Origin of the sequence: [Pantoea] beijingensis (genome assembly GCF_022647505.1) — a bacterium.
Taxonomy (GTDB): Bacteria; Pseudomonadota; Gammaproteobacteria; order Enterobacterales; family Enterobacteriaceae; genus Erwinia; species Erwinia beijingensis.
Map to the genome: position 1 here is coordinate 3,482,627 of NZ_CP071409.1, position 15,704 is coordinate 3,498,330.

Below are 15,704 nucleotides of genomic sequence, written 5' to 3' on the forward strand. Positions count from 1 at the left end.
ATGGCGAATACTCAGCAGAGCCACGGCCCCGGCAAAGGGGTCATTAATACCGGGCAACGCATCATTACCACACTCGTTGGTATGGTTGAAACTCGCGTACGGCTGGCAGTGGTCGAGCTTGAGGAAGAAAAGGCCAATCTGATTCAGATGTTGATGATGGTTGGTCTGACGATGCTGTTTACCGCTTTTGGCTTGATGAGTCTGATGGTGTTGATCATCTGGGCGGTAGATGTACAGTATCGTTTAATGGCGATTGCCATCACCACTGGCGTGCTCTTTGCGCTGGCGTTGATTTTCGGCCTGTGGACGCTTGGTAAATCACGGAAGTCAACGTTATTACGAGCAACACGCAAAGAGCTGGAGACAGACCGTCAATTGCTTGAGGGCGATGACGCATGAGCCGCCGCGAACGCGAGCAGCGTAAAGCCGAACTGTTAGGCATTGTTCAACAACAGCGGCTGGACATGACTGCGGCTCGCCGCGATTGGCTGACGACAACCGCACGCTACGATCATGGCTGGCTTACGTTGCTGAGTTTGCGGCGTTATCTGGTTATTGGTAGCAGCGCAATGGCCATCTGGTCTGTGCGTAACCCCAGTTTTCTACTGCGCTGGGCAAAACGTGGTTTTGGAGCCTGGAGCACGTGGCGACTGATCAAAAAAAATCTACCTCAACGATAGCTTCCTTCCCCCAATGACGCGAGAGTGCATCGTTCCTTGGCGATGCACCTCTTTTATCCGTCAAACAAGCACGACTTTCCTTTTGGCTGTTCATGCTGCATCCCGGAGGCAATCCGAGCGCCCCGCGCCATGTGACCTTCACCCAGTCACAACCCAAATAGAGCTGACGTGAAGGATTACGTGCATATTCAGAAATACTGACAGATAACGACAGTTTAACTTACTTACAACCCTTGCAATTCGCGTTTATCATCTCCTCCAACTCGAGGCTTACACACACTTTGATCCTTTTGAGCCTTGTTACTTAAGCGGTTAGTTTATTCTGCACACGATGAAAGAGAGATGGAGATGATGATGAAAAAATTAGAAGACACTGGATTGTTGATTGCACGTATTTTGCTGCCCATTCTGTTTATTACTGCTGGCTGGGGGAAAATTACCGGTTATGCAGGAACACAACAGTATATGGAATCCATGGGTGTTCCCGGCTTTTTTCTGCCACTAACTATTCTGCTTGAGTTTGGTGGCGGCCTGGCCGTACTGTTTGGCTTCCTGACACGCACGACTGCACTCTTTACCGCTGGCTTCACACTGCTCACTGCACTGATTTTTCACAGTAACTTCACTGAAGGCATGAATCAGCTGATGTTTATGAAAAATTTGAGCATTGCGGGCGGCTTCCTGCTGCTGGCCGTTAGCGGCCCTGGTGCTTTCAGCATTGACCGCGCTCTGAATAAAAAATGGTAAGCTGCGCAACATATATCCTGCCACAGGCGTAATCGTGGAGGTTAACAAACCAGCAGCCTGCGGTGTGATGGGGTATATACTAAATGATTAAAGGGCGAGGATAACCGCATCCCCGCCCGCATCATTTTGGAGGCGTTATGGGACAACTGATCGACGGAGTCTGGCACGATAAATGGTACGATACGGCCGCGAACGGAGGGCACTTCAAGCGTTCAGAATCGAAGTTCCGCCATTGGATCACACCAGAGGGCGACGCTGGCCCTGAGGGTAACAGCGGCTTTCGTGCCGAACGTGACCGTTACCATTTATACGTCTCGCTGGCGTGCCCCTGGGCACACCGCACGTTACTGATGCGTAAGCTCAAAGGGCTTGAAAATATCGTTCCCGTTTCCGTTGTACACCCATTGATGTTAGAACATGGCTGGACGTTTGAAGACGACTTTCCCGGCACCACTGGCGATAGCTTGTACCAGAATGAGTTCCTGTATCAGCTCTATCTGCATGCTGATAAAAGCTATTCTGGTCGAGTGACGGTGCCGGTACTGTGGGATAAACAGCAAAATACCATCGTCAGTAATGAATCCGCCGATATCATGCGCATGTTTAATTCTGCCTTTGACGCGGTGGGCGCTCGGGCCGGGGATTACTATCCTGCTGAGCTGCGCGAACAGATTGATGAGATCAATCACTGGGTCTACGATTGCGTCAATAACGGGGTTTATAAAAGCGGCTTTGCCACCTCACAGGAAGCCTATGACGAAGCGGTTAGCGTTCTGTTTAACGCGCTGGATCGGCTGGAAAAAATCCTGGGGCAGCAGCGTTATCTCACTGGCGATCGCTTAACTGAAGCCGATTTACGCTTGTGGACCACGTTGGTGCGTTTCGATCCCGTCTACGTTACACATTTTAAATGCGATAAACACCGAATCGGCGACTCTCTGAATTTACATGGTTTTCTGCGTGAGATTTATCAGATACCGGGCATCGCTGAAACGGTCAATCTCGAACACATCCGCCATCACTATTATCGAAGCCACAAAACCATCAATCCCAGCGGGGTGATTTCGCTTGGTCCGGCCTTCAACTGGAATGAACCGCACGGGCGCGATCGTCTCTAAACCTAACACGATAATTTTACCCCGCGGGCGAATAGCGCTTCGCTCCCGGGAATTATTTTTGCTTCGCTAATAAACGCGGTATTTCCCGCAGACACCAGGCTTTTGCTTCTCCCATACTGTCACGCCTCCAGGCCATAATGATATTGATTTCACGCGTGTATTCCGGGCTCACTACACGCAACCGGCCTTCCGCAATGTCTTGTTCTACGAGTGGATAAGGCATGCTGGCTACGCCCAAACCAGCCAGTAATGCGCGACGTTTATCATCCATCGAACTAACCGTTAATCGCTGTTGTTTATCCAGCAGCTGCACAGTGAGCACAGGACGCTCACGCGCGGTATCAGCAACGGCGATACCCCGATATTTTACTCGTGTAGTTTCAGATAACGGTTCTGGTTCAAGGTGGATTGGATGATCGTGACTGGCAACATAGACGCTCATCAAGCTGTAAAGCTTACGCGTATTAATTTCAGATGAGGCACGAAAGTGAAGATCAGGGGCGATAACGATATCTGCCCTTCCCTGCTCTAAACGCTCCCAAGAACCTGCCAACACTTCGGTCATCAGGGCAATCTGGGTATTCGCTTTTTCCGCCAATTTGTCGACCAACGGAAACAGCAACGAGCCCGGCACCAGTGCTTCTATCACAATGGTCAAATGCGTTTCCCAACCGCGAGCCAGCGCTTCAGCATCGGTGGTTAGCTTATCAGCAGCTTCGAGCAGGACACGTCCCCGCTCCAGCAGCATCCTACCAACGTTAGTGAACTTGGTACGATGGCCCGAACGATCAAATAACACGACATCCAGCTCTTCTTCCAGCTTTTGCATGGTATAGCTTAACGCTGAGGGCACACGCCCCAGCTCATCCGCCGCCGCAGCAAAGCTACCGCGTCGATCAATGGCATCCATCACTCGTAAGGCTTCCAGCGTTAGTGCCCTGTCTTTCGCCATAGCGGTTCTCTGTCAGGAAATTTGAATATACTCAGCAGATTAACTGGCTAACAATCCGCCGTCCACAAACTTACCATGGAAACATGACAATATCCGGCGATCCGGTGCCACTACAAGGGCCGAGGAAATAACGATGATCACATCTCGTGCTGCGGGCGCCTGCGGCAAAGCTGATTACGGTTGGCTGCAAGCTCGTTATACATTTTCATTTGGACACTATTTTGACCCAACGTTGCTTGGTTATGCTTCGTTGAGGGTGCTTAACCAGGAAGTTCTGGCGCCTGCATCGTCCTTTCAACCACGAATCTATCCGCAGGTTGACGTGCTGAATATTATCCTGCGGGGAGAGGCCGAATATCGCGATAGCGAAGGTAATCATATCCATGCCTGCGAAGGTGAAGCGTTATTGCTGTCGACACAGCCTGGTGTGAGCTGGAGCGAACATAATCTCAGTAAAGAACTGCCGCTAACGCGGATGCAACTATGGTTGGACGCCTGTCCTGAACGTGAGAACGCGCTGATCCAACACGTCAAGTTGGCCACGCATCAGCCCTGGTCACTGCTGGCATCACCCGATGGCGCTGAAGGTAGCTTGCAACTGCGTCAGCAGGTGTGGCTGCACCATCTTGAACTCCAGCCAGGTGAGAGCTGGGCGCTGAAACTACATGGTCCACGCGCCTATCTACAATCGATTCATGGCGCGTTGCGTGCTGAAGCCCACTCGAAACAACACGTGGCACTGATCTGCGGTGACGGCGCTTTTATCAAAGAAGAGGAGAGCGTGAGACTGACTGCAGAATCGCCACTCCGCGCGCTGGTGATTGATTTACCGGTGTAAAAAAGGCGGATAACGATCCGCCTTTTTACAGTAGCGCGGCTGTCGATTACTTAAGGATAGTAAACGCCGTGGTGACGTGCTTCACACCACTTACGCGACTGGCCGTGTCTGCCGCCGCTTTCGCTTCAGCATCCGTTACCATGCCGAGCAAAAATACCTCTCCGTCTTCGGTTGTCACTTTCACGTTGGATGATTTAACCTGGTCGCTGGCCAGCAGTTGGGAGCGGACCTTAGTGGTGATCCAGGTATCTGAAGAGGCGGTACCTATCGAGACTTTATTACCCTGACGGATTTCGTTATAGACCTCATTTGCGCCATCTACACCCATGGCAATTTGCTTCACACGATTAGCAATATCGCTGTTCGGCGCCTGGCCCGTCAGCAAAACTTTGCCCTGATAGGCCGTTGCCACAATATGGGTATCATTTTTAATTTGCTGATCTTTGCCCAGCGCATTACTGACGCGCAGCTCTAAGGTGCCATCATCAACCTGTGTGCCAACGGTACGCGGATCCGTTGCGCTCTTGGTGGCTACGGCCGCACTGCCTACAACCACTGCTGCACACCCCTGCAACAACAGCGTGCAGAGAATCACGGCTACTAAAGATAAATCCTTCATTTATGCTCCTTCAATCATCCTGGTGGGGAAATAAGGTGTTATCTATTAAGTCACACAGGCAATTCACGGTTAACATGTGCATTTCCTGTATCCTTGAGCTCCTGTGTGAGGGAATGCGAATTTCCACATCCTGCGGCCCCAACAAACCGGCGAGCTCACCGCCGTCATAACCCGTCAACGCAATGATGGTCATATCACGCGTTACTGCCGCCTCAACGGCTTTGACAATATCACGGCTATTACCGCGCGTAGAAATCGCCAGCAACACATCCCCGGTATGACCCAACGCACGTACCTGCTTAGCATAAATTTCATCGTGTAACCGGTCATTACCTATGGCAGTTAACAGCACATTATCAGCACTGAGCGCCACAGCGGGCAGACTGGGCCTTTCAGTTTCAAAACGGTTAATCATACTGGCCGCAAAATGCTGGGCATTGGCCGCGGAGGTTCCGTTGCCACAACTCAGGATTTTGTTGCCATTAAGCAGAGACTGCACCATGGTCATCGCCGCTCGTGAAATCGCGTCCGGCAGCGCCTCTGCAGCTGCTATCTGCGTTTGAATACTCTCGGTAAAACACTCTTTGATTCTTTCCAGCACGCTATCACCTGGCTTTAAACATCTGCATTAAACGCATCGGGCAACCACTCAAGCTGATCCCCGGTGATGGCGACTACGTCAAAACGGCAGTCGACCGTATCAAAACTGGCCCCGCGCGCTGCCAGCCAGAGCGCCGCCGCACGCAGCAACCGTTGCTGCTTTTGTGGCGTCACACTGGCGGCAGCCCCCCCAAAATGTGCATGACGGCGGTAGCGAACCTCAACAAATACCCATCGCCGCTTATCACGCATAATGAGATCAAGTTCGCCGCCACGAAAGCGCACATTAGCGGCTTCAAAAATCAATCCGGCCTGCTGCAGATAACGGCGAGCGATTAATTCATAGTCCGCCCCTTTCTGCACCGTGCTTAACGCGCCGAAACGATTTGTCCCTGACGATACTGGCTCCATGTCAACTTCCTGTTGATAACACAGTCCTGAGTCGCGCTCAAATTACCGGTATTGCCATTCATCTGGAAACCGGGTAGTTGGCGCATTTCGCTAAAGTGATTCGCCAACGTCCAGGCATCAATGCCCATCGCATACAGACGCACCAGCGAGTAATCATTATTGAAGCTACGCGCTGCCTGCTGCATCAGTGACGGATTCGCACCGGTAAGCAGAGGAATATCGCTAAACTGTAATCCTTCCATCTCCAGACGATAATCCGGACCTGCGCCCGCCTGGAAACTGCGAGAACTGGCGTATAACGAGACGTTACTGCGACTGCTGACACGCATGGCGATCATCGGTTTGATCAGTTGCAGTTCGTCCTGGGTCGCCACAATATAGGTCGCATCGACGCTACCACTGGATGCCGGAGCTGGTTCACTGCTTTGCGGAGCCGGGATCGTCAGACCAGCAATGCTGACATCCTGAGACTGCGCAGATTGAACATTAACGGGCGTGCCGTTCAGGCTGATACCCGCTCCACTGTTAATTCCCTGCTTGAGTTCGGCAGTTGAACCAAATTTCTGTTGCTGAACCATACTGCCTCCAAGCTTCTGCCACTCTTGTGCAAAGGCTGTGCTAACACGATCGCCTAATGAACTGCGCGGCACCAGCAATAGTGGAACTCGCTTACCCTGCTCCCAGATATGATGCGCAGCATCACGTGCTTCGTCTTCAGGCGAAAGTGCAAAATAGCAGAAATTCGGATGGTTCTGGATATTTCCTGGCTCATTCAGCGCCAGCACGTTGAGAGGTGTCTGGCTTGCGGCCAGTTGCTCAACATCGTTTTTCAGCAATGGTCCCACGACCAGCGTGGCCCCCTCTTGTTGCGCCTGGGCCAATAGCTGGGGTAATGGCTGTGCGCTGGTATCATAAACTTTGACATCTAGATTGCTGGCCGGTGCGGTAGCGATTTCGCTGACGCCGGGCTCAGTCCGCTCGGTCGGCGTATCGACATTTTGCTGATTGCCGATATCGGCTGCTGCAGGGCTGACCACCACGTTAGGATCATTTCCGGCGTTGCCGTCCGGTGGTGTACTCTGCGACGCTGACGTCGCTTGTGCAGCCGTTGGCTGAGGCGCTGCATTAAGCACCCCATTTTTAGCGTCGTTAAAGCCTTTTTGAATTGCATTTGCAAAAACCTGCGCCTGACCATTTAGCGGCAGAAACAGGGCAATTTTTCCTGCAGCACCTGGCTGAAGATTCTGAATCTGGCCAAGCGTCCGAGGCAAATTCTTCGCCGCCGGATTCTGCGGGTAGCGTTTTTGCCAGTCGGCAATCCCCGCCTTTAACATGTCTGGATCGTTACGGTTCGCCATATAGACCCCGAAAAGGTCCAACCAGCCTTGCAGCGTATTTTCATCGGCATTGATCACCAGATTATTCGCCTGCTCCTGCGTCATCTGCGCCAGTGACTGCCATGTCGCATCAATATTTTTCTGATGTTCTTCACCTTTGAGCAGTGGTTCCTGTGCAATATAAGCACGCAGAACTTCCAGCGATGGACGCCCCTGACTGGCAACAATGAGCAAACTGTAGTAGCGCGCCTGCTGATCTTTCGACAACGAAGAGAGGTCCAGATTATCAAGCGTGCCTTGTGCGCTGCCTGTATCATTACCGGCAAGTTGCAGCTGCGCGGTCAATAGTTGTAGTTCTTGTCGCTGGGTATCACTCAGATTTTGTGATAACTGACCTAGTTGCTGATTAGCCTGTGGGATTTTCCCTTCATTCAGCAAGGCACGTATGGCAAGTAATTGCCAGTCAGCCTTGCTATCATTTGAGCTTTGTTGCACCTGCTGCAAATAGTAGTCGGATGTGCCTGTGGCAGGTCCCTGAATATTTACCTGCGGCGTTTGGGGGGCCTGACCGGTACAAGCTGCTAAGATTAGCGCGGCCAGGAGAACAGGCACGAAGCGTCCTGCTTTATTACGAACGACTTTTGAAGGAAGCATACTGTATCCAGTGATGTTTTTTTCAAGATGCTCAATATTAAATCGGCAATTCGGATGAAACAATGAAACAACTCGATCGGACAGATATTTCTGCCAGCACGCTCTACATCGTCCCGACACCGATTGGTAATCTGGGTGACATCACCCAACGTGCATTAACGGTGCTTACGAGCGTTGATCTGATCGCTGCGGAAGATACACGTCATACCGGACTGTTGCTACAACATTTCGCCATCAATGCGCGCCTGTTCGCACTCCACGATCATAACGAACAACAGAAAGCCGAGCAGTTGTTAACCAGGCTGCAGGAAGGTCAAAGCATAGCGCTAGTTTCTGATGCTGGCACGCCCTTAATTAACGATCCCGGCTACCATTTGGTGCGACGCTGTCGCGAGGCCGGTATTCGCGTAGTGCCACTGCCCGGGGCCTGTGCTGCAATTACGGCGCTAAGCGCGGCAGGATTACCATCGGATCGCTTCTGCTATGAAGGGTTCCTCCCAGCAAAAAGTAAAGGTCGTTGTGATGCATTACGCGCACTGGAGCAGGAACCGCGCACGCTTATTTTTTACGAATCTACCCATCGCCTGCTCGACAGTTTGCAGGATATCGAGACGGTTCTCGGCCGCGATCGTTATGTCGTACTGGCCCGTGAAATGACCAAAACCTGGGAATCCATTCAGGGAGCGCCGATTGGTGAACTACTGGCTTGGGTAAAAGAGGACGAAAATCGTCGTAAAGGTGAAATGGTATTAATTATTGAGGGCTTTAAAGCGCAAGAAAACGCTCTCCCACCTGAAGCATTACGCACGCTGGCAATGCTTCAGGCGGAGTTGCCGTTAAAAAAAGCCGCCGCGCTGGCAGCGGAAATTCACGGCGTGAAAAAAAATGCGCTGTATAAATATGCGCTGGAGCAGCAAGAGGGGTGACAAAGCGCACTGAATACCCTATTATCCGCGCCGAAGCTGACCAGACAATCGCCGCTTTATTGCCGTCCTCCTTCGGGGGAGACAGATAAAGGGGAGGAAAGTCCGGGCTCCATAGGGCAGGGTGCCAGGTAACGCCTGGGAGGCGCAAGCCTACGACCAGTGCAACAGAGAGCAAACCGCCGATGGCCTCTCTTTGAGAGGATCAGGTAAGGGTGAAAGGGTGCGGTAAGAGCGCACCGCGCGACTGGTAACAGTTCGTGGCACGGTAAACTCCACCCGGAGCAAGGCCAAATAGGGGTTCACCAGGTACGGCCCGTACTGAACCCGGGTAGGCTGCTTGAGCCAGTGAGCGATTGCTGGCCTAGATGAATGATTGTCCTCGACAGAACCCGGCTTACCGGTCAGCTTCAACTCATTCACAGAACCCCGCTCCGGCGGGGTTTTTGTTATCTGAGCATCAGGCAGTGAAATCATTGTCCACCACGCTCCTGACAAAAGTACGCGCCTTACCGGCCACCCTCTCTCATTCAGCACAGAACACCACACATGGCATGGCGAAAACCTTGCGGGCGTTTTGCTATAACAAACAATATTAAGGATCATTACCGCTTAATGCTGCTGACAATAAATTGAAATACATTAAAATAACTGCAACTAAAGACAAAAAAACGTAACAATAGCTTTCAATTTGTTAAATAAATAAAAACATTAAAAAATGTTAATATGCAGTAATCCAGTATAATTATTCATCAATATTTTTAAGCATATCCGCGTCATTCAGATTTTTTCTCAAAAAAAAACCAGAATTCTTCACCGATGCATATTTAATGGATTCTTATGCAAACTAGCTATAACAATAAAACACATCTCTCTCCCAAAATAACATTACAATTAGCAACAAAATAAAGATAAGCAACTTTTATAAATAAATTTTATTATTTCATAACCAAGTAAGTCAGTGTGTTTAACTCATTAAAACATTCACTGCAGGTGTAAAACAGTGAGTATTTCAGTGGTCATTGGCATTTCACGAGACTAAGCCATTAGTATTAGTGTGGTTTTAACTCAAAGTTAAAGCTGCAGAAGTTCAATTTATATCTTCTTGATGTCACATATCATTATAACTTTTAGTCAGTTATTTATTAGCATTTAAACCAAAAAAACACTTTATATAATGTCAGCCAGGTTGGCGAGAAACATGAGCAAGGATTTTTATGGCTAAATAACCCTGACACTTGTATGCCGAACCAGCATTACCATGAGAGAGTTTATGTGTGCAGTTATGAGACGAGTTAGACGTCGCCGCGGTGCGGCCGAATATTTTGACCCTTCATCCAGCCAGATTACCCCTCCTTTTGTTGATCAATTTGAGCATCTACAGCAGCAGTTAACAGGAGGCCACAAGCAAAAAAAAGCGGACACCGTCCTGGTATCGCGTGATAATTTTCTCAGCAATACGATTACCGATCTGATTTTTTCTCATTTACATATTCAGGTTTTCCCATCGTTGAGTGAAGCCATGAAACATCCGACAACGTCTTCCAATACGCGTCTGATTATCGATCTCGATAGCCTTGAAACCCCTACGCTTCGTATGCTGAATGATATCCGGCAACAGCGAAATGCCATTCCTCAATATCAGATAACATTGCTCACTGCCGGGCGGAAACCCGAGATCGTGCGATTTATTCAGTTGGCCGTTGAGTGCCAGGTCATTGAACGTCGTGTACCACCAGTTGTATTAAAGAAGGCACTGAGTAGCCTCAATGACAATCATACGCCCCAAGTTAACAACGTTCCGCGTTTCTCATCCAAAGAATGGGCGATCTTATTGGCGTTCAGTCGGGGAGAATCATTAAAATCTATCGCGGCTTTTTTAGATAAACCTTACCATCACATCATATATATCTTTAATGCGCTGTTAGCTCGCCTGTTGCTGGATAATCGGCATAAGCTTGTTCACCTGCTTTATGAAATTTCCTTTGCGAGTGCAACTCTGCCTTGAATAAATTAACACGATTTATACCAGGGTTATTATTGAGCTTACTGAATTTGCACATTTAAAACGAGTTAAAAACAGCCAACTTGCTGACAGGTAGAACTATTCCTGGAAACCACACCTCGTTTAGCGGCTTTTAACGCCCGATTGTGAACTATTTTATAACATTTAGCATTAAATATCATTTAAAATCAAAGGAATAAATCTTAACACTCAAAAAATGCAAAAAAAAGATATTAACCCTTTAAATGACTAATTTAAAACAAAAAAACAGCATTTAATATTTAAATGGTTCTTTAGTCGTTATACAGGACTGTTCCTACCGGATATCAACTGTATAATCCTTTTATGACACTAATTTCTCAAGACTCTCATAGAATTCATATTCAAATCTTTATGAGATATCTTAAAAATTGAAGTAGTCATTTAAACATGGAGGTTTCCGCAACAAGGTCGGTAACCACAGCTCACTGTTTATTACTTGCATTGCGCAAAGCAATGTTTTATCAAACAATCGAGAAAAAAAATGAAACCGGCATCAGTTATTATTATGGATGAACACCCAATTGTCAGAATGTCGATAGAAATCCTGTTGCAAGAAAACCACAACATCAATGTTGTGTTGAAAACAGATAATGGCAGGGATGTCATCGACTATATGAGAGGCAATCTGGTTGATCTGGTGATTCTCAATATTGAATTACCCGACACTGATGTTTTCACTTTAATAAAAAGAATCAAAACCAACCAGGAAGAGACAAAAATCCTTTTCTTAGCGTCTAAATCTGAAACATTTTACGCAAAACGTGCTATCCAAGCCGGTGCGGATGGTTTTGTGAGTAAGCGTAAAAAACAGGAAGATATCTATGACGCAGTAAAAATGCTGCTGGCTGGTTATTCTTTTTTTCCATCGAAAATGCTGAAACTTATCAATAATCACAAACTCCGGAATGCTTCGCCGGATGATATGCTGTTATCCAATCGTGAAGTGACCGTACTACGTTACCTGGCACAGGGTATGTCAAATAAAAAAATTGCCGAGCAATTATTACTCAGCAACAAGACGATAAGCGCCCATAAGGCCAATATATTTTCCAAGCTAGGGATCAAATCAATTGTAGAGCTTATTGATTACGCCAAGGCGAACGAAATGTTGTAGGGTAAAACGGGTCAGACGATGCAAAAAGTCGGGAATCTCTCCCGTTTTTTTGCAAAAACAGCGGGCGATTTAATTGTAATTGATGACGAAAGTCGCATCTGCATCGGCTCTGCCAGGAGATGCATTACCGCTATCGTAATGTAGTTGGCCCAGAAATTTAGTGTTGCATCTCCCAGGGCATCAATCTGTACCTCATTACAGGCAGTATTCAGCAAAAGATGTGTCTTCCCCTCATTAAGCAGTTTGATGGCAATGTTCATGGCAGTACAGCAGTACATGCACTACTTACTAAGTGCAAAAAATCCGCCCTCGGTACTGAAGGTAGCGGATGCGGTTCCACTGGCGGGCATCCCACTATATTGAGGCTAAATGACCTGGCTGGAATCCGGCTATCGGTGATGCGTAATTGTTTCGTCGGCCAAATTACCTACTGAACCATCTTGCCAGTGTTGTTGGTTTCCACCACACAAGTAAGGTCAACAATGTTGTATACAATTCAATGTTAATCGCCCCTAATAGGAAAACGCTACCGGCCCCGACGCTATAGAATAGCGTGCTTAGCATAAGTCATCTTATTCATTGCCAGCCCCTTTAATTAAATCCACACGCACATAACACTGGGCGTTAAATGGCCCCCGTGAGCTTATTTCCTGGAGTGCCCACCGGCCTCTACTTCCGCAGCAGCTGAATCATCCCGTTGGAAATTAGGGAAGCAGATTTTTCGGGACAATCACTTAATGCAAGTTCTTAACGTCAGGTCGTTACGCTCAATACGGTGGGTAAATATTTTACCTGTCAGATGGTTATCTTTCGGGAATTCTCTGGCATAACTTTCCCGGTTGACGCTCATTAGCAAGGATTATACCTCCATTCAGCTAAATAGAGGCATTGCCATCTATTCATTGATATGAATATGTTATCCCGATAACTGCTTTTGCTGTACCTGCCTTAACTTCTTGCTCGGGTTTACGAACATAACTGAAACCAAATCGCGCATTGACAATGTTATCTTTCGAGGGAATAGTACCTGAATATTGAAGATAGTACTTTTGCTGACCTGGAACATTAGCAGCGGAACCATCCGGACCGAATCGTAAACGTGTTCCATTCTCGCTAGTTACAGCAAACCCCACACCCGTGGCTGTTGAATCAGGGGTTAGGCTGGCAGTATCTGATATATTTTTCGTGTCAGACAAGTCAACAATCGACATATAAACCCTGACATCAGGATCACATTTTAAAGAAAATGTGGATTGTTTGGTTCCTAAAAGCGTTGAAGGATCTGCATTTTCAACGGTTCCTTGCGCTATTTTATCCATATCAAGGATAACCGCACCTTTGTCAGGTGTACAACCGCGCACAATGCTATTAATGTATATAGGCCGAGTGACATAATTATATATCTCTTGTGTGGCACCTCTGTCATCTTTGCACAAATATCGATACATTCGCTTTACCGGTATTATATTTACACCATCAATTCGATGTTCATCTTTGTAAAGATTCATTCCTGAAACCATTCCGAAACCTTTTTCAACTCGGGCTGCATTTTCAATATAGCCGCTCCAGACGGTTGTAGGAGCGGTGGGTAAAGGGTAAAAATTGAAGGGAGCTGGATCTCGGGCATTTCCGCCTTTCTGTGAGAAGTAAAATCCGGTAACACCAGATTCAAATAAGGGAATAGGAACGTGCGCTGGAGTCGCCTGATAGGTACGTCCAGTCCACGTTGCGATAGGCTCATAAACGATACTACCAAGTGTATAATTTACATCGCTACTTCGACATAACGGCTCAGTCCACATACCTGTGGCCCAGACGACAGTACCGTAATCCATGTTATCTACAGGACCAGCAATATCAATCGATTGAATAGAGACAAATATTGGTTTTTCGAATTCAGGATAAGCTGATGCCTGATTAATATTAATCATGGTAAGAACTAGAAAAGATAATATTTTTTTATCTATATACATATAGGATTCCTTACTGTTTTCTTGATATATTTACAGTTTCAATAATATCGTTATCTTCATTATAAAAACTTACCCAAGCATTACAACTTGAATCTAATTTTTCATTATCCAGTTGAGTTTTACTATATGGACTTATATTAAATAACCTCGATTTAAAATCATTTTTTTTCACAGACAATGAAAGCGTGAGGACAAAATCTGAATTATTAACAATCGAGCACCTATCATTTTCATTTACTAATTTAATTTTATCCAATGGTATGTTATGAAGTTCTTTATGACGATAAATTATCTTAAAGTGACTCCTCACAGCCATTGAAATTGAATCGACATCATTATTTGCCGATGATCTTGGTATGGCGGTAATTGTTAAATTAATTATCTTATCTTCATCATACTGTTTTTTTTCCTTAGGAAGAATAGTAATCAGATTGCTAGTATTCTTTTTCTGTAAAAAAAGAGGGGGCGAGACAAAATAATCGTTATCATCTAAAGTACTTTTTATCAAGTAATCGCTCTCGTTGTCATTGACAACTTTGATATTCAGATGACTCATCTCACTGTTTATCATAAAACGCGTACCAACGACAGATATGCCACAGGATGCGTTATTAGCATAAAAAAGAAAAAATAATATTAAGAGCCTCTTAATCATAAGCCAACTCAAAATCAACAATACTTAATACTTTTCCCGCAGAAAAAACATCACTTACTCTTACATAGTAGGCAAGAAAACCGAATGTGTTTTTTATCAGACCATGATTTATAGTTAATATTTCTTTATTATTTCTTATATCAATATTATTATATGCTAAATTATATAACCCTAATGCAACACCATTGGCTGAAACATCAGTTTCAGCCATATTTTTCAATAAGTTACCCATCACTGGATCACTCGCGCCTGCAAACGTTACATATGCCGTAGAAATATTTTCAGGGCAATCCTCCAGACTAATTGAAAACGCAGAGCCAGCAAATGGGATGCCTATTTTACTTCCTTTTAAATTGCCAGCTTGTAAATCAACATTCGCATTTATAGAGTCATTTGAAATGGCGCAACTGCGTTCAATGACATTGGCATTGATGTTGATAGTGACTTCTTCACTAAAGCTTATTACTGGTACTGTCATTGTCAGGACAAGAAGAAGGAGCGATATTTTATTCATAATAAATATCCAGATAGACTATTGAAGATGCGTCTCCAGGACCTATACTGCTGCTGGTTGATTTATATCTAAGATAAAAATTCAACGTATAAGTTGCACTGGTAATTACTTCATTTAAAGCCTGAACCGTATTTAAAGCTATCGTCTTTTTCTTTTCATTAAGAATCTCAATCGCCAACCCGGTTGCCAGAACACCTTCGGTCGCACCACCTTTGCCTATGACTTTTAACAACGAAGAATCAGAATCATCTGCCTCTCCTGAAAACTTATACGTGATGTTATTAAGATTACCAGTGCAATTTTCCAGGTGTATTGAAACAGATTCCTCAGCACTGACAGCACCTTTTTGACTAAAATCTTTAGGATCCAAATCAGGGAAGTTAACATTTTTAATCAGATCCTGGCCAGAGACATTACAGCTCTGTGTCAGGATACCACCATTCACGTGAACTGTAACATCTACAGCAAAGGCTGAAAAAGAAAACAGATAAGTCAAAAAAAACTTGGTAACTTTATCCATGA

17 protein-coding genes, 1 other RNA gene and 1 pseudogene are annotated in these 15,704 nt (G+C 46.4%); 9 read left to right on the top strand and 10 right to left on the bottom strand.

Annotated features, from left to right (window positions below; translation table 11 throughout):
• From J1C60_RS15715 to J1C60_RS15730, 4 genes are all read left to right on the top strand, one after another.
• Complete coding sequence (locus tag J1C60_RS15715) at positions 1 to 399, top strand: phage holin family protein (RefSeq protein WP_128179109.1); 399 nt, start codon at positions 1 to 3, stop codon at positions 397 to 399.
• The gene (locus tag J1C60_RS15720; RefSeq protein ID WP_128179110.1) at positions 396 to 680 is read left to right on the top strand and encodes a YqjK-like family protein; all 285 of its coding nucleotides are present in this window, start codon (positions 396 to 398) and stop codon (positions 678 to 680) included. The genes J1C60_RS15715 and J1C60_RS15720 overlap by 4 nt, the downstream gene beginning before the upstream one ends.
• Positions 681 to 1,034: 354 nt before the next feature.
• Positions 1,035 to 1,427, top strand: coding sequence for a DoxX family protein (locus J1C60_RS15725; protein ID WP_128179158.1), 393 nt, complete (start codon positions 1,035 to 1,037; stop codon positions 1,425 to 1,427).
• A gap of 137 nt (positions 1,428 to 1,564) precedes the next feature.
• Entirely contained in the window at positions 1,565 to 2,545 is a 981-nt protein-coding gene (locus J1C60_RS15730; RefSeq protein ID WP_128179111.1) for a glutathione S-transferase family protein, read from the top strand.
• A gap of 52 nt (positions 2,546 to 2,597) precedes the next feature.
• On the opposite strand, the gene J1C60_RS15735 is transcribed toward J1C60_RS15730, so the two are convergent.
• Entirely contained in the window at positions 2,598 to 3,497 is a 900-nt protein-coding gene (locus J1C60_RS15735; RefSeq protein ID WP_128179112.1) for a LysR family transcriptional regulator, read from the bottom strand.
• Between the two features lie 133 nt (positions 3,498 to 3,630).
• On the opposite strand from J1C60_RS15735, the gene J1C60_RS15740 reads away from it, so the two are divergent.
• A complete protein-coding gene (locus J1C60_RS15740; protein ID WP_128179113.1) occupies positions 3,631 to 4,335 on the top strand; it encodes a pirin family protein in 705 nt (234 codons plus the stop codon).
• 46 nt (positions 4,336 to 4,381) lie between these two features.
• Here the strand turns inward: J1C60_RS15740 and dolP are convergent, their stop codons facing one another.
• The 4 genes from dolP to J1C60_RS15760 are packed head-to-tail and all read right to left on the bottom strand — an operon-like array spanning position 4,382 to position 7,956.
• Positions 4,382 to 4,954 carry a division/outer membrane stress-associated lipid-binding lipoprotein gene (dolP, locus tag J1C60_RS15745; RefSeq protein WP_128179114.1) on the bottom strand — a complete coding sequence of 191 codons (573 nt, stop codon included), beginning with the start codon at positions 4,952 to 4,954 and terminating at the stop codon, positions 4,382 to 4,384.
• A gap of 10 nt (positions 4,955 to 4,964) precedes the next feature.
• Positions 4,965 to 5,555: a DnaA initiator-associating protein DiaA gene (gene diaA, locus J1C60_RS15750; protein WP_128179115.1), complete on the bottom strand. Its 591-nt coding sequence runs from the start codon at positions 5,553 to 5,555 to the stop codon at positions 4,965 to 4,967.
• Between the two features lie 14 nt (positions 5,556 to 5,569).
• Positions 5,570 to 5,965 (bottom strand): YraN family protein, encoded by a 396-nt coding sequence (locus tag J1C60_RS15755; RefSeq protein ID WP_128179116.1) that lies wholly within the window; start codon positions 5,963 to 5,965, stop codon positions 5,570 to 5,572.
• Positions 5,923 to 7,956 (bottom strand): penicillin-binding protein activator, encoded by a 2,034-nt coding sequence (locus J1C60_RS15760; RefSeq protein WP_128179117.1) that lies wholly within the window; start codon positions 7,954 to 7,956, stop codon positions 5,923 to 5,925. Before J1C60_RS15760 ends, J1C60_RS15755 begins: the two co-directional genes overlap by 43 nt.
• Positions 7,957 to 8,018: 62 nt before the next feature.
• Between J1C60_RS15760 and rsmI the strand changes: the two genes are divergently transcribed.
• From rsmI to fimZ, 4 genes are all read left to right on the top strand, one after another.
• Positions 8,019 to 8,882 carry a 16S rRNA (cytidine(1402)-2'-O)-methyltransferase gene (gene rsmI, locus J1C60_RS15765; RefSeq protein ID WP_128179118.1) on the top strand — a complete coding sequence of 288 codons (864 nt, stop codon included), beginning with the start codon at positions 8,019 to 8,021 and terminating at the stop codon, positions 8,880 to 8,882.
• Between the two features lie 32 nt (positions 8,883 to 8,914).
• An RNA gene (gene rnpB, locus J1C60_RS15770) (RNase P RNA component class A) lies at positions 8,915 to 9,295 on the top strand.
• 869 nt (positions 9,296 to 10,164) lie between these two features.
• On the top strand, positions 10,165 to 10,887 hold the full coding sequence (locus J1C60_RS15775) for a response regulator transcription factor (protein ID WP_128179119.1): 723 nt from the start codon (positions 10,165 to 10,167) through the stop codon (positions 10,885 to 10,887).
• 520 nt (positions 10,888 to 11,407) lie between these two features.
• Positions 11,408 to 12,040, top strand: coding sequence for a fimbria biosynthesis transcriptional regulator FimZ (gene fimZ / locus J1C60_RS15780; protein ID WP_128179120.1), 633 nt, complete (start codon positions 11,408 to 11,410; stop codon positions 12,038 to 12,040).
• A gap of 733 nt (positions 12,041 to 12,773) precedes the next feature.
• Here fimZ and J1C60_RS15785 read toward each other — a convergent pair.
• The 5 genes and pseudogenes from J1C60_RS15785 to J1C60_RS15805 all read right to left on the bottom strand — a co-directional run.
• A pseudogene (locus tag J1C60_RS15785) lies at positions 12,774 to 12,890 on the bottom strand (IS1 family transposase); the annotation flags it as partial.
• 49 nt (positions 12,891 to 12,939) lie between these two features.
• The gene (locus J1C60_RS15790) at positions 12,940 to 14,013 is read right to left on the bottom strand and encodes a fimbrial protein (RefSeq protein ID WP_128179121.1); all 1,074 of its coding nucleotides are present in this window, start codon (positions 14,011 to 14,013) and stop codon (positions 12,940 to 12,942) included.
• 10 nt (positions 14,014 to 14,023) lie between these two features.
• Positions 14,024 to 14,668 carry a fimbrial biogenesis chaperone gene (locus J1C60_RS15795; protein WP_128179122.1) on the bottom strand — a complete coding sequence of 215 codons (645 nt, stop codon included), beginning with the start codon at positions 14,666 to 14,668 and terminating at the stop codon, positions 14,024 to 14,026.
• Positions 14,661 to 15,182, bottom strand: a complete 522-nt coding sequence (locus J1C60_RS15800; protein WP_128179123.1) for a fimbrial protein — start codon at positions 15,180 to 15,182, stop codon at positions 14,661 to 14,663. Before J1C60_RS15800 ends, J1C60_RS15795 begins: the two co-directional genes overlap by 8 nt.
• Positions 15,175 to 15,702 carry a fimbrial protein gene (locus J1C60_RS15805; RefSeq protein WP_128179124.1) on the bottom strand — a complete coding sequence of 176 codons (528 nt, stop codon included), beginning with the start codon at positions 15,700 to 15,702 and terminating at the stop codon, positions 15,175 to 15,177. Before J1C60_RS15805 ends, J1C60_RS15800 begins: the two co-directional genes overlap by 8 nt.
• Positions 15,703 to 15,704 lie beyond the last annotated feature (2 nt).